The organism is Pontibacter sp. BAB1700, assembly GCF_000277005.1.
In the GTDB taxonomy this organism is placed as follows: Bacteria; Bacteroidota; Bacteroidia; order Cytophagales; family Hymenobacteraceae; genus Pontibacter; species Pontibacter lucknowensis.
Genome location: NZ_AKIS01000015.1, coordinates 23,067 through 46,827, shown reverse-complemented (window position 1 = coordinate 46,827; position 23,761 = coordinate 23,067). Strand labels below are relative to the sequence as shown.

The window sequence follows — 23,761 nt, the reverse complement described above, 5'->3', positions numbered from 1 at the left end:
CGGCGGGGAAGGGGAAGGTTTCGAAGCATGCCGTTTTGATATACCTTGGCGTATTTCCTCCTAAGTTGCTTCCTGTCGCAAGCGCCCATCTTACATGTATTTGGCTTGAAAGAACACCAAGTATATGAGGAGAATAATAGTAGTAATATGCTGGTTACTTATATCAATGAGAACCAAATAAAAGTTACTGGTACCTCAGCTTTAGATCAGATTAGAAACTATACTATAATCACTGATGCTAAAAAGAGAGAACTTCCTATATTGCCACATCAGATTGCCTCTAGTTTCTTTGCTGCCGAGATGCACTCGGAGAGCATAATCACCAAGAATAATATTTTGAGTAATGAATTAATTTACACGAATAGGAATGATGCCAGCGTAAAAAATAAAGCGGGAGTAAGTTACGCTTCAGAGTATACCTACAATGATGGCGGCTACCCAATAAGCTGTATTAAAACTTTCCATGAAGGTTCCATTGAAAAGATCACCAATACCTATTCAGTGAAATAATCACGATCAGATATAGTAAAGGCCCTCCTCCAAAACCGGAAGAGGGCCTTTTTATTTGATGAAAGTTAACATAGCCTATACCAATAGCACTTTCCTGTAGATGATCAGCTGATCCGGTTAAGTCACAGACAGTCCGCCAGGTGCAATTAGACGCTAATTGGGTTGAGCATGAGGGGAGTGTGATTTATAGATAACTAGAACTAATAGTATAATTTGTTATGTTTGTCAGGATATGTTTTTTATTCAATCCAAAATTTTAATCCCATGAAAACAAAACTGCTCTACACCCTTGCCGTGTTGTTTTTGTTGGTGTCCTGCTCCGAAAAAGACAGCCCACGCCCGGAGCCTGAGCCAATAAAAAAATACCTGCTCTACAAAAAGACTTCGGATATAAGTCTGGCCGATGGCACCACAAAGACCATTAACTGGGACTATATCTATGACAAGGATAACAGGCTGAGCAGAATAGACGCCATGTCGAAAAGAGGGGCAGAGTCGACCAATCTTGGTTCCATTATGGAGCACGACGATAGAGGCAGACTGACGCTGGTACGAGATCAGACAGGCCGAGACGTGCGCTTGTCATATGAAGGCAACAATAACCTCCCATCTATGGTGCGCGTGCTCGTTGAAGGTGAAACCCCTATCGTACACCTCAACAAATTTAACACGCTTGGCAGACTGACAGAGCAGAAAACCTACGCCGGAGAGGTGCTGGAAGAGAATTTGCAGGAAATCCTGACGCTGTCTTACGGAAAAGCCAACCAGGTGAGCCTGCGACGTACTTCAGCTTCAGGCCAGATATACCAGGAAGCCATCACAACAACAGATGACCGAAACAGACCAACGCCTTTCTACCCTGACCATGTTTCCATGAATTCCATCAGCTCGGAGATCTCCATCGAAAGCCTGATCACGGAGCACAACGTCACTGCTTTTGAGGTTATAACAACTTATTCCGGTGCCGTGGACAACAGCTTTACAAGTACCTATACCTATAACCAGGACGGCTACCCTACGGCTTCCACCAGAACCTACAAATCAGGAGTTGTTGAACGAATCACGTATGATTACCTGGTGAAATAAACTCTCTTGAATGCAGGTATACAAAAGGCCCTCCTCCATAATCGGAAGAGGGCCTTTTCTTTTCACAACTCAGGCTAAATCTTACTCCTGACTAATCAGCAAGCCCAAATACCCCATCCTTGGCCTTTTTCATTTCACCCTCCCAGGTACTGGTTTAGCGGGTAGCGGTGCCAGTGTTGGTTTTCACTGCTTTAGGTATCACATCATAGGTTAGGCAGAAACAAAAAAGCCTGGCACCCTACGGTGCCAAGCTTTTCTTCACTGGGAAATTACATGTTCTACGAAGGGCCTCTGTGTATCGTTAGGTTGCCCCGTGTTTGCTATTGCTTATTCATTCCTGTCTCTTGCGACAGTAGTAATGTTATTGTTGGCATCAATGGCGATATCATATTCGTAACACTCGCTCATCGGTACGTTCTCCACATACTCCACCTTATCTACCGTTACGGTGAAGGTAACCGAGCCTGCATTGTAGCTTCTGAAATCTGATGTTGCGCCTTTGGGTACATTGTTAAGGTTCTCGGTACTGCCGCCGGATGTTTTAATCTGGACACTCGCTACATCGGAACCATTGTTGATGATTCTCGCTCTCGGCTTCTCTCCGTCACATTTGTCACAGCTACTCAAAGTCACTACAAAAAGCAGCAGCAACATCAAGTAAGGGGATTTCGTTTCATGAAATAATTTGGTATAGATTTCCTACTCCTGTGGTTTTTCGGCCTTACCCCGTTTTTTTATGTGATAACTGGTCTTCACATTTATAATGCAACCTGCATATAGTCCAAAAATTGCTTTAAGTAAGATGATATATGATATTTTATCTTACAAGCATAAACTAAGGACCTGATTGCAAATTACGCGCTTAAACATAAGCTATGTGGCTTTCAAATGCAAACCAGTGTGAGGGAATTGTTTTGCTATTGCATTAGAAAAATTCAATAATGCAAAAATATAAGGTTTTACCTATATGGGAGTGTCTTTAGCAGTTTAAGCTGGCAGTGGTTGAGAGAGGTGCTGATTATAATGCCCATCACATTTATGCAGGTTCACTGCCCTGAGTTGACAACACTTTCCGTAGCTTGCTTATCCCAACGGTATCTATCTCTTCTCCTTCCCCACATACAGCACGCAGTTTAACTATGATGTCCGGATCATTGACGAACATACGATCTTTATATACACCGCCCTGAAAGAAACGGCAATACAAACGATCATCACTGATGAAAGTAAGTACTACCAAATCGCACTCGCATGTATCAAGCTTGCTTAAAAACTCAACTAGTTCATCCATGTCTTCAAGACATTATATAGGTTGATCTACTTTACGCAGGTAAGGGCAACAATAATGCTATGTTAATAACTTTAATTGTAAATAATCAACGTCTCCTAACTGGCAAATATAGGAAGCAGCAAATTATCAGGAATAGAGTAATTTGCTGTTTACTTACTCCTGACTAATCAGCAAGCCCAGGTACCCCAGGTATAACAGCAGGAACACAACTCCCTCCCAGCGGGCAAGTTGTCGGCCTCTGCCCGTGAAGATAAAGATGAACAGCAGCAGACCGGCACCGATGTTGAAGATGATGTCGGTGAAGGAAGCGGCGCTTACCTGCAGTGGCGTGATGACGGTTGACACCCCCAGGATCAGGAAAATGTTAAAGATATTGGAGCCCACCACGTTGCCGATGGCGATGTCTACGTTTTTCTTGCGCACCGCTACCACCGATGTGGCAAGTTCCGGCAGGGAAGTACCTACCGATACGATGGTAAGGCCGATAATGCGCTCCGACAAACCGAAGGCCTGCGCTATACCTACCGCACTGGTCACGATCAGTCTGCCGCCCAGTATCAGTCCGCCCAATCCGAGCGCAATAAAGAAGATCGCCTTCAGATAAGTATAGTCCTTGGTTTCACTTTCTTCATCATCCTCGTTTCCGCCTTTCGCGATCATCAGGTTGTAGACCAGGAAAATACAGAAGAAAAGCAACAGCAGGAGTCCGTCGGAACGGGAGATCAGATTAGCCTCGGCACTGTCGAGGAACACGTCGTTGGCCACAAAAAGAACCGCGACCGCAGCCAGCAAACTCAGTGGTATTTCGAGCCAGGTGGTGTTGCGCTTTACCGTAAGCGGGTAGATGACCGAGGAAACGCCCAGTATGGCCAGCACGTTGAAAATGTTACTTCCCAGCACGTTGCCGAGCACCATTTCGGTGTTGTTGTTGATGGACGCAAACACGTTCACTACCAGCTCCGGCGCCGATGTACCGAAGGCCACAATGGTGAGGCCGATCACAATGTTAGGTATACCCAGTTTTTTTGCCAGACTGGAAGCGGCATCTACAAGCTTGTCGGCTCCAAAGATCAGGCGACAAAGCCTGCCAGTAAAAGAAGTATGTTCAGCATTTGATTTTAAAAGTTCTTGCCTTTGTGTGATGGTATGAGGATACGAAGGTAAAGCAATTTATGGAAAAGACTTCAGTCCCATACTACCCAGGTAGGATCCGGCAGCATGATCAGGCAGGAAATAAACACCCCGATACTCACAGACAACAGGGCTTTGTTGCGCTCGATCTTTAGAAAGTAAGCCGCCAGTGTGCCCATGTAGGCGCCTGTGCCAGGCAACGGGATCATCACAAAGACCATCAGTCCCCAGAAACCATACTTCTGTATGTCGGCACCCACGCCTTTTTTGGCGCGTCTCCCCAGCTTGATCACGCCTTTTTTATAAGTGCGATGCGGCCAGAGTCTTCTGTTGAAGGTCTCGATGAGCCAGGCGAGCATGGGGAAAATAAGCAGATTAGCAACAAGACCGACTACAAAAGCCCAGAGTAGAGGCATGTCGTTGAGCACGGCGTAAGGTATACCCGCCCGCGCCTCCCCGAATGGGGAGATGCTGAGCAGGAAGGTATAAATAAGTATTTCTAACATAAGAACATGGCCTGTAAGGCACAGAATGGCGGCTTATTTAAAGAAGAAGTCCAGCAGTTCCTGCTGCATCACCGGATTGATGGCCACAGCCAGAATAACTGAAATGATCAAACCGATGGTCACCGACAACACATCTTTCCCGATCAGTCGGAAGGTTTTGCCAAAGGCCGCAGAAGAGTCCTGCGCCCGGATGCGCATCCCCAGTTCGCGTCCCGCCAGCAAGCCCACGAATACCCAGGTGGTACTCATCGGCATGTTGTTCAGTTCCTTGAAATAATAGAGGATCAGGGCATACACCAGGTCAATGATCGTAGCACTCCGCACATCCCGCACTTCAGATTTTTCGTTGATAATGTGCTGGATTTTGTCACCCTTCATGTAGAACAGGAAACCAAGTCCCAGGAAGATGAAACCCGCAAAAGCCAGGAACTCGAAGCCGCCCAACTGACGCGGCAGGTATACGGCAATGTTCGCCAGGTCCTGCACCAGCCAGATGTACCACAAAAAGCCGCTGATGAGCCACTGCGCCACCGTCCAGAGCACGTGCGCCTCGCCTTTGATAAAGCGCTTGATCACTTTGGAAAGCAGCAGGTAGATGACAAGGGCCGATAGAAAGGCCAGCACATAGCCCGCCAGACTTTTGTTGATCATCCCGAGCACCGTGGCGCTGGTTGCGGTGAACACGCTGAGCAGCATGAAAGTGGTGGAGACAGGTATACGGAACCGCGTCAGGAGCAGCAGTACAATGGGAGAGGCCAGCTGCAGGTATACGAAACTTTCGGGCGCCTTTTCAAGTCCCGGCGTGGCCAGGCGTTGGTAGGTCACATCGCCGTCGAACGCATACCAGCTGTAAGTCACCGTACCCAGAAAGATAAGTCCCATGAACAGCCACTGCCAGTACCACTTTTTGTCTTCGTTGGACACGATAAAGGTACCGATGGTCTGGATACTGTCGTTGGCGATGGCCGAGTAACCCGCGAAGGCGAAGCCCACCCACATGGCAATGTGCGGGTAGGGGTATACCATACCTGCCATGAAGAGCGAGAAGGCGATAAAGTAAAGGAACTTCTTCTCTTTCTGGAAGATAAGGTCAAACTGGTTGTAGCGTTTCCTGAATTTATAAGGCTGAAGCGGCGCCAGGTGCGGCCTCTTTTTTTTGCGTCTTTGTCATCTGAAAAAACGTGAATTTTAAAATTTAAGGTGTTGCGTTTGTGAATGAAGACGCTATGCAGGTACTTCTTCCTGCTTCTTTTCTAAAAGCTCCGGATTGGTTGTCTCCACCAGACCTGTTTCCGGCTGCAAATCAAACTCACCTTCCCAGCGGGCCACCACGGCCGTTGCCAGACAGTTGCCGGTCACGTTGATGGAAGTACGGGCCATGTCCATGAGCTCGTCTATACCCAGAATGGCGAACAGCGGCCAGACCGGCAGGTTAAAAGAGGCGACCGTACCAAGCAGGATCACGAGTGAGGCACGCGGCACGCCGGCCACGCCTTTGCTGGTGAGCATCAGCGTGAACACCATCAGTAACTGCTGTTCCCAGCTCAGGTCTATACCTGCGGCCTGCGCCACAAACACGGCGGCCAGCGCCAGGTATAGTGTCGTGCCGTCGAGGTTAAAGCTGTAGCCGGTCGGCATCACAAAAGCCACAATACGGCGCGGCACGCCCAGTTTTTCCATTTCTTCCATGGCTCTAGGCAAGGCCGCCTCCGAGCTGGTGGTGGCAAAGGCAATGGAAACCGGACCGGAAATAGCCTTTAGGAAACGTACGATTGGGATACGGGCGATAAGGGCAACCGGTAAAAGCACCAGCAGCACAAAAGCCAGCAGCGCCACATACAGTGTAGCCAGCAGCTGGAACAGGTTCACCAGGATACCGAAGCCCATGTGGCCCACTGTGTAGGCAATAGCAGCACCCACACCAATCGGGGCGAAGTACATGATGATGTTGGTGAACTTGAACATGGTCTCAGAGAGGCTTTCGCAGAAGTCGAGCATGGGCTTGCGCTTCTTCTCCGTAACCATGGCCAGTCCGATGGCGAAGATCACACTGAACACCACGATCTGCAGTACCTGTCCCTCCGCAACCGACTTGGCAATGTTCTCCGGGAAAACGTGCAGGATGATGTCGGACCAGGTTTGCTTGGCTGGTGCCTGAATCTCCTCAGTCTCGGCTATACCTGCCATGTTGATGCCTTCGCCGGCTTTGCTGATGTTGATGGCAGCCAGACCGATGAACAAGGCCAGGTAGTCACGATTTCGAAGTACAGGATCGCTTTCCAGCCCATACTGCCGATCTGCTTCAGGTTGGCGTGCCCGGCTATACCTACCACCAGGGTGGCGAAGATAAGCGGCGCAATGATCGTTTTGATCAGCTTCAGGAAGACCTTACTCAGCACGTTCAGGTGCTGGGCTACCTGCGGAAAATCATAGCCTATCTGGGCACCGACCACCATGCTGATCAGGATCCAGGTGGTGAGGTTACGCTTTTGCAAACCGTAGAGCAGCAGCACGGCGGTGCCGCCCCAGCGAATAACGGTGAGTGCTTCCGCTGGCAGGGCGATGACTTCATACTGCTGCAGGACAGTGAGGATGGCGGCTATGCTGATACAGATCAGGGTTACCAAGTGGCAAAAAGGCCTTGTTCATAAATTAATCGTCTAAAGCTTTTTGTGTAATTAAATCTGAGTGGTGCTTTTTTTCGACAGCCGGTTTTTGAGGGCAGCCACAATAGGAGGGGCCATCGACAGCACGATGATCGCCAGAATGAGGAGCGAAAAATGGCGCTTTACTGCCGGCAGGTTTCCAAACAGGTAGCCCATCAGCATAAAAAACACCACCCATACGATCGCTCCAATGATGTTGAAGCTAAAAAAGCGCCTGTAATTCATCTTGCCCACCCCGGCCACAAAAGGAGCGAACGTGCGGATGATCGGCACAAAGCGTGCGTAAATGATCGTGCGTCCGCCATACTTTTCGTAGAACCGCTGGGTCTGGTCGATGTGTGTGCGGCGCAGAAACCAGAAATCGCGCAGGTATATGCGGCCTCCGATCTTGCTGCCCACATAGTAGTTGAAGGAGTCGCCCAGAATAGCGCCCACGATCAGCAGCCCCATCAACAGCAACAGGTTAAGGCCCGAAGCAGGTATGGCAGCCAAAGCGCCGAGTGCAAACAGCAGCGAATCTCCCGGCAGGAAGGGCGTCACCACTAGACCAGTTTCGCAGAAAACAATAAGAAACAGGATGAGGTAGATCCACTGCTGGTACTCCTGCACCAGTTGCACCAGGTGCTGGTCGATGTGCAGCACAAAATCTGCCACGTAATAAATAAAGTCCATCTAAAAAGGAGCTATTGTTACCGGGCCAGCCTGCTATTTCTTCTCATCCTTGTCCTGGATGGACTTGTCGAGCTCACTCTTGATCTCGTTGGTGGCATCTTTGAACTCGCGGATGCCACGGCCCATGCCACGGGCAAGTTCAGGTATGCGCTTAGCACCAAACAGGAGCAAAATGGCAAATATGATGATGGTTACTTCTGCGCCTCCCAGGCTGCCGATGAAGGCAAATATTCCAATACTAGTCATGATTGCAGTGATGTTAAATATGATTTTAGAAATAGAATGACCCCTTCGCAGACTTTGCTGTGCGACGAGGGATGAGACGCTTTACTAATCGTAAAGGGCCACAAAAGCTGCTTTGCAATTGCTGGCAGCAAACAAAATAGAAGTTAAGAATGATGAAAGGGGCTGCGAAACAGCCTTGGCTATACCTGTTGGTTCCAGGCTAAGTATTTGAACTCTGGCTGGGGTAGGGTATTGCCGAAAGAATGGGGAAATATAAGCCGCCTAGGGAGCTTGGGGCTGACTAGAAGTGTAGAAAAACTGGCAAAAGAAGTTGTCGCCGGGAGCCCGCGCTGCATAAGGCGGGATGGCTTTCTGGCTTACAAACCAGATCGTATGCGTTTTGCTAACAGTGGCCGCAGGCTGAAAGCTAAAAGTGAGAGTAGCTGTTGTTCCTTCCTGGGCCAGGTAGAGCAGCCCTTTCTGTAAGCCTGTCAGATCGTTGTCAGTACTAACTGATTCGTCTGGCGCTAGACCTGCCAGACTGCTTTGGGCTACTTTGGCTGTATCAGCGGCATAGGTTGCAGTGCTTGAGAGCACGATGGCCCAAAGCAGAGCAAGCGACATCAACAAATGTCTCAGAATGCGGTATTTAGGCTGAATCATGGCCATAAGCAACCGCAAATATACTACTAATCACAAAGAAGCAAGTGAAGTCGAACTATTAATTTACAGCCTGTATTTTGTCCTGTTTATTTCGGTCTCGCCAGCTCTAAAACCAAAAAGCCTGTTCCAGTAGAACAGGCCTTTCCATGGAAATACACGATTACTTTTTCCGGGCTTCTATGATCAGTTGGTAAGGGCCATACTTGTGCTGCGCTTCGCTGAAACCATCGGCATAAGGACCGAAGGGATGGTCGATCGGTTTTTTGGAAATATCCGGCCAGTCCCGACTGATGTCTTTCTTCGGGCGCGGCATGGAGTTTACATAGGCGGCCAGGTCCCAGGCTTCTTCGTCGGTGAGCAGCGGGCTGTCGTGCGTAGCACCCAGCGGCATGTTGGCTTTCACGTAGCGGGCAAAGGTGGATACGCGGTACAGACCGGCGCCGTCGTTGTAGCTGTCGTCGCCCCAAAGCGGTGGGTAAATGTATTCCGGGTTGCCGCTTGATTTCATGCCCTGTCCGTTATCGCCATGGCATACCTGGCACTTCTGTGCATAGATGGCTTTGCCCAATACCGAACTGGCGGCGCGGTCAAGGAAGGCGATTTCGACAAGGCCTGCACCTTTGGGAGATTCATTTGTCGTGACGCCCGTACCTACCCAGTTGATGTACGCCACCATGGCCCGCATTTCTTTGGAGTCCGGCTCAGGTGCTTTCCCGTTTAGGCTGCGCTCGAAGCAGTCGGTTACCCGTTTGGTCTGGTCTTCTTCGGTGCCCGAACGGGCTCGAAACTTGGGATAGGTGGAGGCTACTAGGGAGTAGTTGTTGCCGAAAGGTTTTGTGCCAGCGTCCAGGTGGCAGTTCTGGCAATTCATGCCGTTGGCGATCTGCAGTACGCTGCCCTCCGGACCGAGATACTTTGCCGTGTGTGCCACCAGTTCGCGGCCATACCGGATCTGATCGCCTTCGGGAGTGGCGGGCAGGGAGGCAAGGCTAGGCGCCTGCCACATGGCTTCTGCGGGCTGCGGAGGAACTGCCTGAGTTGTAGACGGCGTGCTGGTATCGGTCAGGATTGGTAAACGGACCTTTGTGCCGGTGAGCTCTAAAAACATCACGATGCCCAGCATCAGGATGACCGCAACCGCACTTAAGCCAACGACATTGGAAATCTTCAGCAGAAAGCCGACAACTTCATTTTCTTGATTCAGATTCATAACAGCACAAAAGTTTAAGGTGAGTAGGAATCAAGTTAAGCTATTGCAAATCAGAAGTATGTGATATTTGTCACACGAGCGGTTAAAGTCAAGATAAAACTTTGACGACCGGGGGTAAGATGGAAGGGGTGTCTTTGTCTGAGACATCTAAAAAAAGAGCTCAGGAAAATTTTCTCCTGAGCTCTCTGCTTTTATCTGAAGGTATAGTCCACGTTTGGCAGCTGCGACAGTACCGGGGCTGGCAAGTCGAGTGCTTTGGCCCGGCCGTCGGTCTTAGGGGCTACCGTGCCCTTCTCTTTCAGGTACTCTTCTATCACATCGTGGATGGTGTAGTCGAGCACTTGGGTCTCCACGGCATTCGGCATGCGGCAGAGCATGTGGTCAGGTTCCCCGCGACGCAGACAAGCGCCCATGGTGTAGAGTCTGTTCGGGTCGAGCGGTTGGCCGCCAACCGTAATCGACTGCACGCGCTGGCCTTTCGGGGCGTTGGCGTTAAAGGTCATTTCCATACCTGAGAAACGGATCACCCAGCCACCGAAACGCTCCAGCGGCTTCTCTGCGAACACGTTGTGCAGTTCCTTTTCCATCCAGTCCTGTATCTGCTTGCCGGTGGCTTTACCGATCTTCACATTCTCGTTCACAGGCAGCATGTTCCATACATCGCTGTAAGTGATCGGTGCTTTTCCTGTTTCGTCGGGCACGATCGGGGTGCTGAAACGGAAACCGTTGGAGATGGCAATGTCCACGCCCGTTTTCCAGCGTACGGCGTCGGTGATCATGTTGTCCATTGGGTTTTCTACTACTAAGTAGCGGTAGAGTGGGGTAGAGGTATAGCCCAGCACGCGTTCCATTTTCTGCTTGTAAGGAGCCATCTGCTTATCCACGATTTGCTGCACTACCGGGTCGGCTGGGTATACGGCAGGGTCCACGTCGATCAATTCGTAGCGCTGGTCCACAATCTTGCCGTCTTTCACGTCCAGGTCGAGGCGGCCTACAAACGAAGCAAATGCGCCCGGCTCTACTACCTGCGCATATTTGCCTTGCAGCGGTTTGCGAATACGCTCGTGCGTGTCGTTACCCAGGATAAAGTCCACGCCCTTGATCTGCTCCTGATCAGCAAGGTATAGCTGCTTTGAAATGCCGAGGTGCGTCACCAGGAATAGGATATCCACGCCCTGCTCTTCTTTCAATTCTTTGATCAGCGGCTCGATATTGTCTTCAAGTTGTTTGAAGATCAGGCCTTTGCTGAATGACGGGTTCTGACGGATCGGCACTTCGGGGTCGTTGTAGGAGATAAAGCCCAGCTTTATGCCTTTTACTTCTTTTACGATATAGGGCGGGTAGAGCATGTCGGTGCTGGCCTCGTCGTAGATGTTGGCGCAGACCACCGGCTTGCCGTAGGAGGCCAGCACGTCGCGCATTTTCTGGCTGCCGAAGATCACCTCCCAGTTACCCGGAATCAGAAAATCGTAGTCCATGGCCTTGATCACGGGACCAAACACAGCCCCCTCCGAAAGGGCAGCCACAGCGCTGCCTTGTATCAAATCGCCCCCGTCCACGATCACAGTGCCGCCCGGGTTCTCGGCTTTCACCTGTTTGAAGATCGTCTGTATGTTGGCCACACCGCCGCGCTTTTTAAACACGAACTCACCGTTCTCGATGAACATTTCCTGGTGTGGCATCAGCTGACCGTGAATGTCGGCAGTTTGCAGAATGGTGATGGTTTCGACGCCTTCCTCCTTGGCGTGCGTATCCTCTTGCTGGGTTGTCTGGCAGGAGGTTGCAAAGGTGAGGCCGAGGATAAGGATGGCAGAGAGAAGCAGTTTAAGGTTTTGTTTCATGGTGCGGTTAATTTGTTAAGGTGACCACCTGTTTTTCAGGCTTCTTAACAAAGGTGACCATTCACAAACTGCCAGACAGTGACTTTTGTCACAGGCATGAGCTTTTACATAAACACACTTTCCAGCACATCGCCCACAAAAAAGGCGAGGGTGGCGGCCAGTCCGCCAAGCAGCAGCGTCTCAGCTATACCTGCCATGATGTTGCGCTCTGTCACAATACTCTTAAGAGCACCCACGATCGTCAGGGCTATACCTGTAAGCACACTGGAGTAAACGAAAAGCTCAGCGCCTGCTATACCTGAGTCCAGCCCGGCAAAAATATAAGCCAGCAGCGGGATGGAGCCAACCAGAATAAAACTGATAAAGGTAACCGAAGCTGTTTTGATAGGCGTTTTGTCGTCTTTGGTCATCTCCAGTTTCTCCTTCATCATGGTGTCTACCCACACGTCTTTGTCGGAAGTGATGACCTCCACCACTTGGTTCAATAACTCCCCTTTAAAGCCTTTGGTCGCGTATATTTGCCTGATCTCTTCTTTTTCTATCTCCCCCAGGTTATCTACTTCCCAATATTCACGGGCCTGTGTCGGTCAAAGTTGTCGCGCTGCGCTTTGGTGGAGAAGAAGTTGCCGACCGACATCGAGAATCCATCCGCGATCAGGTTGGCCAGACCAAGAATGATGACCACCGCTATCCCCAGACTAGCCCCTTCAGCCCCTGCCACCACCGCGAAAGTGGTAATGGCCCCGTCAATACCGCCATACACGAACTCCGAGATGTATTCTTTCTTGAAGAAAAGTATTTTGTCTTCCGACTGTACTTCGTGGTGAGGCATGGGGGGTTTAGGAGTTTTAGAGTTTGGGATTTAGAAAGTTAAGAAAAAATTGGAATGATTTCATTTTTTGTAGGGACAGGTCGTGACCTGTCAGAATCGTGCACAGACTGGTATAGCACGAGCGAGTACGCTCGCGCCATAGCTGCCTAAGCCTCAGGTATTGTTTCCCTCTCTTTTTCTGACTCTACAAGCTGATCATCGACAACCGCCCGCTCCCGAAAAGGGTATACCTGTTGCTCAAAGAAAGACTTTGGATATTGCTCCACTTCCTCAAATCCCAGCTCAATATCACGTCCATCTTCTGGCATATAGGCAGTGTCGAACAGGTAATCCCACACACTCAAGCTAATGCCATAGTTAGCGCCATATCGGTGGGGCATGCGCTTGGCGTGATGCCAGATGTGCATTTGCGGGTTGTTGAACAGGTAGCGCAGCGGACCCAGCGGGATGTGCAGGTTGGAGTGGTTAAAGTGCCCGATGGCGGTGGCGAAAATGTGCACGAGAAAGAAGTCCTGAATACCGAAGCCGATCATGGCCAGCGGGATGTACTCAAGGGTGCGGTAGACCACCGTTTCGCCCCAATGAAAGCGAAGGTGCGCCGCAAAACCCATTTGCTGCACAGAGTGATGTACCTTGTGAAAGCGCCACAGAAAATCGGAGCGGTGCAGGAGGCGGTGCACGTTCCACTGAATGAAATCGCGCAGTACAAAGAGCGTGAGCAGTTGTGCCCACACCGGCCACGACTGTATCTCAAAAGCAATCAAATTCTGGATACCGAACAAACCCAGAAAATCATTAAACGCCTCTACGCCGATATTGGAAATGGCATTGAAACCGACCAGCGAGAACAGGAAAAAATTAAAGAACATGTAGAAGCCGTCGAGCCAGAAATCCTGCCGGATGACTGGCTGTCCCTTGCGCCACGGCAATATGACCTCTAGCAGCCAGAAAAACAGCGACAAGCCCAGCAGCCAATAGAAATAATTGCCCCAGCTTGGGTGCAGCATTTCACGCCACAGGTAGTTACCGTAGTCCGAAAAAGAGCTCGTAAAGATGTTCCAGTATTTCTCCATGTATACCTAAACTGGCAATAAATTTTGTATAGAATCTGTTGCTGCTGTAAGTATAAAAAAATAGCCAGCAATAAGTTCAGCGCTGGCTATTTTTAGCATGTTTATTTCGCCAGCCCCAGCAGGAACTCACGTACTTCTTCAGTATCATACTCGGCCATACCTTCCTGTTTGGCTACGATCTTTCCTTCCGGAGAAATAATGAACGTGGTAGGGATCGCCGTGCTGTAGAATTCTTGCGGAAACTGGCTGGCCGGCATGTATACCGGGAAGGTATACTTCTTTTTGTCGACAAATTTCTTCACCTTTTCCATGCCGCCCTCATCCACCGACAACATAACGAACGCCACTTTATTAGGGTCCATTTTTTTGTACAAGCTGTGGATGTTCGGCATTTCAGCTATACAAGGTGGACACCAGGTCGCCCAGATGTTCAGGAAGATAACCTTACCTTTCAGGCTTTCGAAATTCACGGTCTTGCCGTTCAGGTCTACCATCTTGAAACCTGCACCTGCCATGGGTGCTCCGGCAACTGTATACAATTCTGTCTCCGAGTTAGCGGCAACTTCATCTATGGCTGGCACATCCGCATTTTTGACACCTGTTGCCAGTAATAGGCGCTGTACTTGCCGATGGCCTCAGTATGCAAACCCGTCAGGTATAGGATGCCGAAAATGCCAGCATGACAGCCCAGCCAGGTATGTCTTTGATTGAAAATTTCTTCTTGTCCATGATATTATATTTAATAGAATTCGGTCTTCCCGAATCAGTCTAGATCAATTTTAATTGTTAATTTCTGTGTTCCGCTTCGGCAATTAAAGCTCCACCGTGGTATAGCCTTGTTCCTGCAGGTCAAACATATAAGTGAGGCCGTTTGGAATTACTTCCACACCGTCAACAAGCGAACTAGTATTGATGTTAAACTGCTTGAGCGACATGCCGCATACCCTGTACGTGACACCTGCAGCTTTCCCTTTCTCAAACTCCTGTGCCAGTTCGCTGCCTTTCACGAAAGCTTCAACAGACTTGCCGCAGGCCATTACCACAAAACTTTCACGCTGGTAGCGACTTTCTTTCGTGATGGTCTCGGCTGTGTTCACGGCAGCTTTCAGGTGGTTGGGCTGACTGATCAGCACTGCGTATTTCTTACCTGTTGCCGCTGTCACGGTACCTGCTTGGGCAGTGCTTTGGCCTACTGTTGTACCCGCAGTGCAGGAGCCTAAAACCAATAGCAGACCGAATGCCAATACGGCAACATAATTACCATTAAATTTATTCTTTATACTCGATTTCATTTGCTCTTTTTGAAAAAGTGATTGGTCCAGTCCGTAGTAGATGGCGCCATTCACGATGAAAAACACTAGCATGCCGATCAGGGCGATGTTTTTGAACAGGGGGCCGGAACCTTCAGCGCCTACCTGCACCGTCAGTGTGATCGGGATCAGGATGGCCAGCAGCAAACCCGCCGCTAGTCTGGTCTTAAATCCAGCCAAAAGCATAAAGCCGCCAACGATCAGACCAACGCCTGATAAAATGATCAGCGTTTCGGCAGGAGCCATCCAGGTAGCTAACTGGGCAAAAGGTGCTTTTTCGAGGCGGGCTGTTGTGCCAGCGGTCTGAAACAGGTGGTTGAAACCAGCCATGATGAAGATCAGGCTACCAAAGGCGCGAAGCACCAGGAAGGATATTTTTTGCAAAGGGTTATTTTCCATAACAGAGATTTTTCTTCAAATAATAGTCGCGGCGCTATAGGCCATGCCTGGCGCGTTGACATGTTGATTAAGGCACAGCGACAGCATAGGTATAGCAATATGTGCAAACCCGGTATGTTGTGGCTGTGTCAGGATAATGTGATTAGTATTTTAAGAAAATCTCGGAGGGTCAGGGTCAGCGCCTAAACTAGGAGCGGGGTGGATCTGCTGCACTGTAGCCATTAGCTGTTGTCTGGCAGCGGATTTGAGATACGCGTCGGACTCTTTGTCGGCCACCACAGCATAGAGTTGCTGGCTGCAATCGATCACGACATTCGCAGAGTCCTTTTGCTCAGAATGCGTCTGATGCTTGAGACATTTTTTAGCGCAGGGGCGCTTTAATTTGGTAGGTAGGTTCGCTGCTTTCAGCTCACTTTTAAGCGCACAGGCAACCCCGTTCACTGGCTTTTGTGGTTGTGCCAGGGTGAACAGGAGCAATATGGTGCTTAAAAGAAGTAGCAGCGTGTGCTTCATAGTCTATATTTTACCAGCAGGTATAGCGAGACGGCGATCTCGTAAATTTACAATTTTAAGTTCTGGCTACCAAGTTTGTTCCGCATTCGGGACTATGCCATAAGAGCTTTTTGGTGCAGCACATCCGTATTTCGGACAATACACCCGCTCCAAGGGTCAGGATGGCCGTGCCCAACAGTACAAATTCCACGCCAAAGAGGTCACTGAAAACACCTGCCGCCACGGCTCCGGCCACGTAGCCGAAGTCACGCCAGAAGCGGAAAATGCCCAGGCTCTGCGGTCGCTGTTCCGGGTGTGTGTTTTCAGCCACTACTGACAGGAATTTCGGGTATACCAGCGCTGTTCCGGCTCCCAGCAGCACCAATACTGCTATTACTAATGCGTAAGCTTGGGTGAAGAAAAGTACACCAATGGCTATACCTTGTATCATCATACCTAAGCTCAGCAATTGTTTCTTGCAGAGCACGTCACCGAGCTTGCCTGTCACTAACTGTCCGAGACCCCACACCGCCGGGTAGATACCGGCCAGCAGACCGACCTGCTGCAAGGTATAGCCTTTGCTCATCAGTAGCACCGGCAGCAAACCCCAAAGTATGCCGTCGTTCATGTTGTTCACGAAACCGCTCAGCGTGACAGAACCTAGATTAGCATGCCGCCAGGTGGTGTCTTTCCAGACGTTGCGCAAAAGCGGAATGCTGGTTTGTGCCGTCTCGGTTCTGACGTGCGCATGCGTATCACGCACAAAGAGCCAGGTGAGCAGCAAACCTATGATGGAGAAGGCGATGCCGGGTATGAAAGCATAAGTGACTTCGCCTGTTGTTGACGCAATGTAACCAGCTAAAAACGCCACCAGTCCCACGGCCAGATAACCGGCAAATTCATTGATGCCCATGGCCAATCCACGGTTCTTTTCACCTACGAGGTCAATCTTCATCACCACCGTAGCAGACCATGCCAAGCCTTGGTTTATACCCAGCAGCAGGTTCGCAAAGATCACCCACCACCAGTTGTTGGCGTAGAGCAATAGCCAAGGCACCGGCAAAGCGAAGAGCCAACCGATCAATAGCAGTTTCTTACGGGTAAACCTGATTGTCAGGCGGCCCATCATCATGTTGGCAAAGGACTTGGCCAGACCAAAGGCGACGATAAATGACAGAAGCGCTGTGTGCCCGCTGATACCGAAAACAGTTTCGGCGAACTCCGGGATCACAGAGCGCTCCAGTCCGACCATGGCGCCCACAAAGCCGTTCACCAACACCAGCAGCCAGAACTGCGTGGCGTTTTCTCTCAAGCCTAGTTTTGTGTCTGTTGTCGACATGGTCAATTCATTTTTTTGGAAGTACGCATGAAAGCCATTGCTTGACGCAAACGGCTTTCAGCACACAACAACATTTAGCCAAATTTCATATTAATGCGGCAGTCGGTCCTTGATCGCACCGTACATGTAAGTACCTGCCAGGGCACCGCCTATGGCGATGAAAATTGCCCAGTAGCTGAAGCCTACATTCACGAACATCGGACCCGGACAAGCACCTGTCAGCGCCCAGCCCAAACCGAAAATGGTACCGCCGATGATGTAGCGCGGAATCGACATTTCCTTGGGTGTAAATACGATTGGGTTGCCCTGAAAGTCGCGCAATTTGAACTTCTTGATCACGAGTGTAGCAATGGTACCCAGCACCACAGCCGTTCCGATGATGCCATACATATGGAAGTCCTGGAAGCGGAACATCTCCTGAATGCGGAACCACGAAATCGCCTCCGATTTACTCATCACGATACCGAACAGAATGCCGGCGATTATAAATTTTATACTTTTCACGAATCTGTATTTTAAGCTTTAGAAAATTAGCGGCAGCAACACAAAAGTTGTGATCAGGCCACCGATGAAGAAGCCGATCACGGCAATCAAAGACGGGAGCTGCAGGTTGGAGATGCCACTGATGGCGTGACCAGAAGTACAGCCGCCTGCGTAGCGTGCCCCGAAACCGATCGCGAAACCGCCCAGCAGCAGAATCAGGAATCCTTTCAGGGTGAAGGCGGCACTCAGGCTAAAGATCTCTGTTGGCTGCATGCCGTCTGGAGCCGAAATGCCCAGTTGCTGCAGGTCCTGAATCGTGGCCTGTGAAATTTGTACCGGCTCCCCGGATGAGAGAAACTCAGCCGAAATAAAACCACCGATGATGGCACCTACCAGGAACAGCAGGTTCCAGGTTTGTGAGCGCCAATCGAAATCAAAAAACTTAACCCTTTTGCCGGCACCGCAGGCCGAGCAGATGGTGCGCAGGTTTGACGAAAACCCGAACGACTTGCCGAAAAACAACAGCAACACCATGATAAAAGCGATCACGATACCCGAGGTATACCATGGCCATGGTTGTCTTATAAGCTCTAACATAATTTAGTCAATTTAATATTTGGTGATGGAGAGAAGAGCAGGGAAGAGGCGAGGTCGCGTGCCCCTTCCTTTTCTGCCCGTATGATTTGTTTAGTTGTTTGGCCAGGCACCGATGCCACCTGCCAGGTTATAGCACTTGAATCCCTGAGCACTCATCAGCTCACAGGCGGAACCGCTGCGGTTGCCACTGCGGCAAAACACAAAGTACTCTTTGTCCTTGTCGAGTGAGCCCAGCGCGTTTTGAAACTGACCTGTGGTCACGTCCAGGTTTTTGGCGCCTTTGATAGTTCCGGAAGCAAATTCACCCGCTGTTCGCACATCGAGCAACTCTGCTTTTGGTGCGCTCTGGAATTTAGTTTTGAATGTATTTCCGTCCAGGTTTTCGTAGTTCTTGGGAGCGGATTTAAAGATATTGAACATGGCTTTATGTGTTTAATTTATAGTCTTGTTTTAATTTACTATACAAAGGTACAGGTATAGCAAAACATGTTCAGTGACTTTGGTCACGCAGTACGATCTGGCCTAAAATAATCAGGGCCAGCTTTTAACTGGCCCCGATCTATCAATACTAAACCATTTTACTTTAATGTAGAAGGGCAAACGTAAGCCGTTCTCGGTACGTTAGTTTCGGCGATCGCCTTAAAGCCACCTTCCACGTTGATCACGTTATCGAAACCTCTTGCTTTCAGGATGGAAGCTGCGATCATCGAGCGATAGCCACCGGCACAGTGCAGGTACATCACCTCTTCTTTCGGCAGCTCAGCCAGGTGGTCGTTCAGGTAGTCGAGCGGAGCGTGCTGGGCAGATGCTACGTGCTCTGCCTGGTACTCGCCCGGCTTGCGCACGTCTACCACTTTGATGCTGTTGTCTTTTGCATAATCAGCCGCGAATTCAGCAGCAGAAATCGATTTGATGGTGTCAACTTCCTTGCCAGCTGCTTTCCAAGCATCGAGTCCGCCTTTGAGGTAACCCAGCGCAAAGTCATAGCCTACACGGGCCAGTCTTGTCACCACTTCCTCTTCACGGCCTTCGTCGGCGATGAACAGGATTGGCTGCTGAATATCCGGGATCAAAGCGCCGATCCAGGGAGCGAAGTTGCCATCGATCCCGATGTTGATCGAGTTCGGAATAAACCCGGCAGCGAAGGTCTCTGGCTTGCGCGTGTCGAGCACCAAGGCGCTCGTTTCGTTCACGGCTGCCTCAAACGCATCCGGAGACAGCGCCTGCTGGCCTTTTGCCAACACCTCGTCGATGTTTGCGTAGCCTTCCTTGTTCATCTTCACGTTCATCGGGAAGTAGCCCGGAGGAGGAAGTAAACCGTCAGTTACCTCTTTTACAAACTCCTCTTTCGACATATCGGCACGCAGGGCGTAATTCGTTTTCTTTTGGTTACCGAGCAGGTCGGTTGTTTCTTTGCTCATGTTCTTGCCACAAGCTGAGCCTGCACCGTGCGCCGGGTATACCACCACGTCATCCGGCAAGGTCATGATCTTGTTGCGCAGCGAGTCAAACAGGTGCTCAGCCAGTTGCTCCTCTGTCAGGTCGGACTTCACAGCCAGGTCCGGACGGCCTACATCACCGATAAACAGTGTGTCGCCTGAGAAAATGGCGTGCTCTTTTCCATTCTCGTCGAGCAGCAAATACGTGGTTGACTCCATCGTGTGACCTGGTGTGTGCAGCACCTTGATCGTCACGTTACCCAGTTTCAGTTCCTCGCCATCAGTGGCAATATGCGCTTCAAAGCTAGGCTGTGCATTCGGTCCGAAAACGATCTGGGCACCGCTGGCTTTGGCCAGATCCACGTGACCCGAAACGAAGTCGGCGTGGAAGTGTGTTTCCAGCACAAACTTTATTTTGGCATTGTCTTTTTCAGCTTTTTCCAGGTATGGCTTGATCTCGCGCAGTGGGTCCACAATGGCCACTTCGCCATTGCTTTCGATGTAGTAAGCACCTTGTGCCAGGCAACCGGTATAGATCTGTTCTACTTTCATGGGTATAGGGTTTTGAGTTCTTTTTTATCTGTTTTATGTCTTCATCTTTCCATCAGATGACACTACAAATATCAATATATTATTTGCGCGACACAGTGACTTAGATCACGCAGGTTAATTTTTTTAGAAGAAAAGCTCTTTTCCGATGATATACACCCCCATCACCAGGACGAACCAACCAAAAGCGGTTTTGAGTTTGTCAGCGTGAATTTTAGCGGAAAGTGCGGTACCAACGAAGATGCCTGCAATCGAAATGGCGGAGAAAATGCCCAGGAACATCCAGTCGATCTCGTAGTTGAAAATGTCGCCGATAAAACCGAAAAGTGACTTGGCCGCGATGATCAGTAGGGAGGTTCCCACGGCCATTTTCATGTCGAGTTTACTGAAAAGCACCAACGCAGGTATAATCAAAAAGCCACCGCCAGCACCCACTAATCCGGTGAGCGTACCCACGACTAAGCCTTCGGCCAGAATGCCGGCATAGTTGAATTTTGGTTGCGGGTGCGGCGTACCGTTTCCTTCCACATCAATTTCCGTGTCAATGTTTTCGTCCACCATGTCTACCGGTTCGGTAGGTGCCGTAGCTGGTGCTTTCTTCTTCCTGATCATGCTGATGGAGGCGAACACCATCAGACCAGCGAAAAGCAGCATCAACATAATGCCTTTGGTGACCATAAAATCACCTACTGAGAAAATTTCCTCCGGTATGGCCGGCACCAAATAGCGGCGCGTCAGGTATACCGCCACGATTGAAGGTATTCCGAACACGATGGCTGTCTTCATACTGACAAGCCCATTTTTGTAGAACTTGTAAGAGCCCACCAGACTGGTAAGTCCCACGATAAAAAGCGAGTAAGCTGTTGAGATAACGGGGCTGAGGCCGATCAGGTAGACCAATACCGGCACCGTCAGAATTGAGCCACCACCACCAATCAAACCAAGCGAAAGCCCAATCAGAAGGGCCGCAATATAACCTAGTATTTCCATTGATTATGTCGTTTGTTTTGTAATCTGCTACAAAGGTAGGGCGATCATAAACGGACTTCAGTGACTAGTATCACAGAGGGAGAAAGTTGAGGCGTTTGAGAGTTTAGGAGGTAAGTTTGTGCGTACAGGTCGCGACCCAATGCCGTCAACTTAAGGAATAACAACCCAAACTGTCATCTCGACAGAATGGAGAGATCTGGATAATTTGAGACTAGTGGCAATATTTCAGATTTCTCCCGTAGGTCGAAATGACATAAAAGTATATTAGTTGACGGCATTGAATCGTGATTGTCTCCAACTTCTAAACTCTCAAACTAACTCCAGGTCATGCACCTCAATATAATTCCGGTGCAAGGTGATGGCGCCGGTTTGCTCCAGCTTTTTAAGCAGGCGGGAGATGACTTCGCGGGAGCTGTTGAGCTCGAGGGCGATCTGTTGGTGGGAGAGGCGGATCTCTTTGCCACTTACTTTTACGTGGCGCTTGAGGTAGAACAGGAGGCGCTCGTCCAGCCCTTTGAAGGCAATGCTGTCGAGGGTTTGCAGCAGCTCTTCGAAGCGCTGGCGGTAGGAGGCGATCACGAAGTTGTGCCAGCTCTTGTACTTGGCCAGCCACTGCTCGGAGAGGTGGGAGGGTATCAGGATCACTTCTGCTTCGGTCACGGCCTTGGCCATGATCTGACTCTGTTCGTCTCGGGCCGTGCACATCATGGACATAGCGCAGGCATTGCCGGGTTCAAGGTAGTACATCAGGAACTCGTTGCCTTCGTCATCCTCGCGGTATACCTTGAGCAGTCCGCTTAGGAGCAGTACTGTGGAGCGGATGTACTGGCCGGTGCGCATGACTTCTTCCCCTTCTTCCACTTGCCGGATCGTGCTGTGCTTCAGAATTTCTTCGAGTAGTGGCTGTTCGAACTGAGGGAATTGCTTGAGTATGTCGTCTTTCTGCGGTATTTCCATGGTATAGTATACGTGTCGTAAAGGTTTGAATAGATGTTAAGGTATAGCAAGTATAAAGCAAAAAACCAGTGCAGGCACCAAAAGTACCCGCACTGGTAATAATTAATGTATAGAACGCTTATTTAAAGTCGTTTACGGCTTCGCTCAGGTCAAGTACCTTGGTGTCTGGCAAAGCTGCTTCCACGATGCTGCTGCCTGCCGCAGAGCGGTAACCACCGGCACAGTGCACCACAACTGGTTTGTCCGAAGGAATTTCCCTGGCTCGTTCACGCAGTTCTGGAAGCGGAATGTTGATGGCCTTGTCGAAGAATTTACCAACTTTCACTTCGGAAGCGTTGCGGATGTCCACGATGGTATACTGGTCCTGATTTTCTTTGAACTCAGCCACATCGATTACCGGAGATTTCTCCTCACCTGCTTCGGTCTGTACAAACGCGCCCTCAATCAGCAATTCATAACCGATCTTGGAAGCTTTGCGAATCAGGTCATCCAGCTCGTCTTCTGTTTCAGCGATCAGGTAGTAGCGCTCGTTCGGACCAACAATACTACCCAGCCAGGTTTCAAATTTGCCACCATTCTGGATGTTGATCGCACCCTCGAGGTGCCCTTTTTTGAAAACCTTTTCGCTACGGCCGTCCACGATCACAGCACCTTTGCCGGGCTTGTAGTTCTTCTCGAGCTTCTTCACCTTGTCCAGACTAGGCTGGTAGGAGGGAGCACCTTGCTTGTTAAGCCCTACGTCGTAGCCAAAGTATTTCGGTATAAAAGGCTGATCTTCTGTCAGTACTTTCACGAAAGCATCTTCGCTCATTTCCTGCAGGGCATAGTTGCTCATTTTCTCGGCTCCGATGGTGCTGCTGTTCGCTTCGCTCAGGCCCTTGCCGCAAAGCGTGCCAGCTCCGTGCGCAGGGTATACCAGCACATCGTCGTTCAGCTTCATCAGTTTTTCGCGGGTGCTTTGATACATCTGGCGGGCCAGCTCTTCGCGCTTGGCTGTTACGTTACCGGCACTCTCGCGCAAGTCCGGACGACCTACATCGCCTATAAACAAGGTGTCGCCTGTAAATACCGCTTTGTCCTTACCTTCGTGTTCCAGCACAATGCTGATGCCGTCTGGAGAGTGACCCGGCGTGTGGATGGATTTCAGTTTCACGTCTCCAATCTCCAGCACTTCACCTTCGTCAAACGTTTTATGAGGATAGTCGGCACCTACCAGGCTGTGCGCGTAAATCGTAGCACCCGTTTTCTCGTGAATTTCGAGTTGGGAACTCACAAAGTCAGCATGTGGGTGCGTTTCGATCACACCTACTATTTTCGCGTTATTTTTCTCTGCGAAGTCGTAGTAGGGCTGCGGATTACGGGCCGGATCTATCAGCACGACTTCACTGGTTTTTTCACTTAGTATGGCATAAGCATAATGCGCTAAGCCTTTGTCTTCGAACTGTTCTATTTTCATGGGTTTTGGGTTTTTATGCTTATAAATTCAGCAAGTTTAACAGT

Annotated in this window: 24 protein-coding genes and 2 pseudogenes; 2 read left to right on the top strand and 24 right to left on the bottom strand. The window is 49.9% G+C overall.

Annotated elements, in window-relative coordinates; all coding sequences use genetic code 11:
- Positions 1-105 precede the first annotated feature (105 nt).
- Both O71_RS02560 and O71_RS02555 read left to right on the top strand, forming a co-directional pair.
- Positions 106-510: a hypothetical protein gene (locus O71_RS02560; RefSeq protein WP_155800438.1), complete on the top strand. Its 405-nt coding sequence runs from the start codon at positions 106-108 to the stop codon at positions 508-510.
- 264 nt (positions 511-774) lie between these two features.
- Complete coding sequence (locus O71_RS02555; RefSeq protein ID WP_007652909.1) at positions 775-1,596, top strand: hypothetical protein; 822 nt, start codon at positions 775-777, stop codon at positions 1,594-1,596.
- A 327-nt stretch (positions 1,597-1,923) separates the two neighbouring features.
- Here O71_RS02555 and O71_RS02550 read toward each other — a convergent pair whose 3' ends face one another.
- From O71_RS02550 to O71_RS02435, 24 genes and pseudogenes are all read right to left on the bottom strand, one after another.
- Entirely contained in the window at positions 1,924-2,250 is a 327-nt protein-coding gene (locus O71_RS02550; RefSeq protein ID WP_007652906.1) for a hypothetical protein, read from the bottom strand.
- Between the two features lie 382 nt (positions 2,251-2,632).
- Positions 2,633-2,887: a hypothetical protein gene (locus O71_RS02545; protein ID WP_007652905.1), complete on the bottom strand. Its 255-nt coding sequence runs from the start codon at positions 2,885-2,887 to the stop codon at positions 2,633-2,635.
- 153 nt (positions 2,888-3,040) lie between these two features.
- A complete protein-coding gene (locus tag O71_RS02540; RefSeq protein WP_081490422.1) occupies positions 3,041-3,958 on the bottom strand; it encodes a calcium/sodium antiporter in 918 nt (305 codons plus the stop codon).
- Positions 3,959-4,071: 113 nt separating this feature from the next.
- On the bottom strand, positions 4,072-4,524 hold the full coding sequence (locus O71_RS02535) for a small multi-drug export protein (RefSeq protein ID WP_007652903.1): 453 nt from the start codon (positions 4,522-4,524) through the stop codon (positions 4,072-4,074).
- 33 nt (positions 4,525-4,557) lie between these two features.
- Positions 4,558-5,559, bottom strand: a complete 1,002-nt coding sequence (locus tag O71_RS02530) for a hypothetical protein (RefSeq protein ID WP_007652902.1) — start codon at positions 5,557-5,559, stop codon at positions 4,558-4,560.
- A gap of 189 nt (positions 5,560-5,748) precedes the next feature.
- Positions 5,749-6,980 (bottom strand): annotated as a pseudogene (locus O71_RS02525) (dicarboxylate/amino acid:cation symporter).
- 222 nt (positions 6,981-7,202) lie between these two features.
- Positions 7,203-7,862 carry a DedA family protein gene (locus O71_RS02520; protein ID WP_007652901.1) on the bottom strand — a complete coding sequence of 220 codons (660 nt, stop codon included), beginning with the start codon at positions 7,860-7,862 and terminating at the stop codon, positions 7,203-7,205.
- Between the two features lie 33 nt (positions 7,863-7,895).
- Positions 7,896-8,108 carry a twin-arginine translocase TatA/TatE family subunit gene (locus O71_RS02515; protein ID WP_007652895.1) on the bottom strand — a complete coding sequence of 71 codons (213 nt, stop codon included), beginning with the start codon at positions 8,106-8,108 and terminating at the stop codon, positions 7,896-7,898.
- Positions 8,109-8,369: 261 nt separating this feature from the next.
- On the bottom strand, positions 8,370-8,750 hold the full coding sequence (locus O71_RS02510; RefSeq protein WP_143731988.1) for a hypothetical protein: 381 nt from the start codon (positions 8,748-8,750) through the stop codon (positions 8,370-8,372).
- 160 nt (positions 8,751-8,910) lie between these two features.
- Positions 8,911-9,960 (bottom strand): c-type cytochrome, encoded by a 1,050-nt coding sequence (locus tag O71_RS02505; RefSeq protein WP_007652891.1) that lies wholly within the window; start codon positions 9,958-9,960, stop codon positions 8,911-8,913.
- 191 nt (positions 9,961-10,151) lie between these two features.
- Positions 10,152-11,801, bottom strand: a complete 1,650-nt coding sequence (locus tag O71_RS02500; protein ID WP_007652889.1) for a bifunctional UDP-sugar hydrolase/5'-nucleotidase — start codon at positions 11,799-11,801, stop codon at positions 10,152-10,154.
- A 104-nt stretch (positions 11,802-11,905) separates the two neighbouring features.
- Positions 11,906-12,633 (bottom strand): annotated as a pseudogene (locus tag O71_RS02495) (VIT1/CCC1 transporter family protein).
- Between the two features lie 146 nt (positions 12,634-12,779).
- Entirely contained in the window at positions 12,780-13,706 is a 927-nt protein-coding gene (locus O71_RS02490) for a sterol desaturase family protein (protein ID WP_007652887.1), read from the bottom strand.
- A gap of 101 nt (positions 13,707-13,807) precedes the next feature.
- Complete coding sequence (locus O71_RS02485; protein WP_007652886.1) at positions 13,808-14,287, bottom strand: TlpA disulfide reductase family protein; 480 nt, start codon at positions 14,285-14,287, stop codon at positions 13,808-13,810.
- Between the two features lie 231 nt (positions 14,288-14,518).
- Positions 14,519-15,400 (bottom strand): DoxX family membrane protein, encoded by an 882-nt coding sequence (locus O71_RS02480; protein WP_237717669.1) that lies wholly within the window; start codon positions 15,398-15,400, stop codon positions 14,519-14,521.
- A 165-nt stretch (positions 15,401-15,565) separates the two neighbouring features.
- A complete protein-coding gene (locus O71_RS02475) occupies positions 15,566-15,928 on the bottom strand; it encodes a hypothetical protein (protein ID WP_007652883.1) in 363 nt (120 codons plus the stop codon).
- Positions 15,929-15,983: 55 nt separating this feature from the next.
- Positions 15,984-17,246, bottom strand: a complete 1,263-nt coding sequence (locus O71_RS02470) for an MFS transporter (protein ID WP_007652880.1) — start codon at positions 17,244-17,246, stop codon at positions 15,984-15,986.
- Positions 17,247-17,336: 90 nt separating this feature from the next.
- Positions 17,337-17,750: a DUF6691 family protein gene (locus O71_RS02465; protein ID WP_007652873.1), complete on the bottom strand. Its 414-nt coding sequence runs from the start codon at positions 17,748-17,750 to the stop codon at positions 17,337-17,339.
- Positions 17,751-17,768: 18 nt separating this feature from the next.
- Positions 17,769-18,326: a YeeE/YedE family protein gene (locus tag O71_RS02460; protein ID WP_040573455.1), complete on the bottom strand. Its 558-nt coding sequence runs from the start codon at positions 18,324-18,326 to the stop codon at positions 17,769-17,771.
- Positions 18,327-18,416: 90 nt separating this feature from the next.
- On the bottom strand, positions 18,417-18,746 hold the full coding sequence (locus O71_RS02455) for a rhodanese-like domain-containing protein (RefSeq protein WP_007652862.1): 330 nt from the start codon (positions 18,744-18,746) through the stop codon (positions 18,417-18,419).
- A 158-nt stretch (positions 18,747-18,904) separates the two neighbouring features.
- On the bottom strand, positions 18,905-20,317 hold the full coding sequence (locus tag O71_RS02450) for a rhodanese-like domain-containing protein (protein WP_007652860.1): 1,413 nt from the start codon (positions 20,315-20,317) through the stop codon (positions 18,905-18,907).
- 123 nt (positions 20,318-20,440) lie between these two features.
- Positions 20,441-21,304, bottom strand: coding sequence for a sulfite exporter TauE/SafE family protein (locus O71_RS02445; RefSeq protein ID WP_007652859.1), 864 nt, complete (start codon positions 21,302-21,304; stop codon positions 20,441-20,443).
- 309 nt (positions 21,305-21,613) lie between these two features.
- Positions 21,614-22,261, bottom strand: a complete 648-nt coding sequence (locus tag O71_RS02440) for a Crp/Fnr family transcriptional regulator (RefSeq protein WP_007652850.1) — start codon at positions 22,259-22,261, stop codon at positions 21,614-21,616.
- Positions 22,262-22,379: 118 nt separating this feature from the next.
- A complete protein-coding gene (locus O71_RS02435; protein WP_007652849.1) occupies positions 22,380-23,717 on the bottom strand; it encodes a rhodanese-like domain-containing protein in 1,338 nt (445 codons plus the stop codon).
- Positions 23,718-23,761 lie beyond the last annotated feature (44 nt).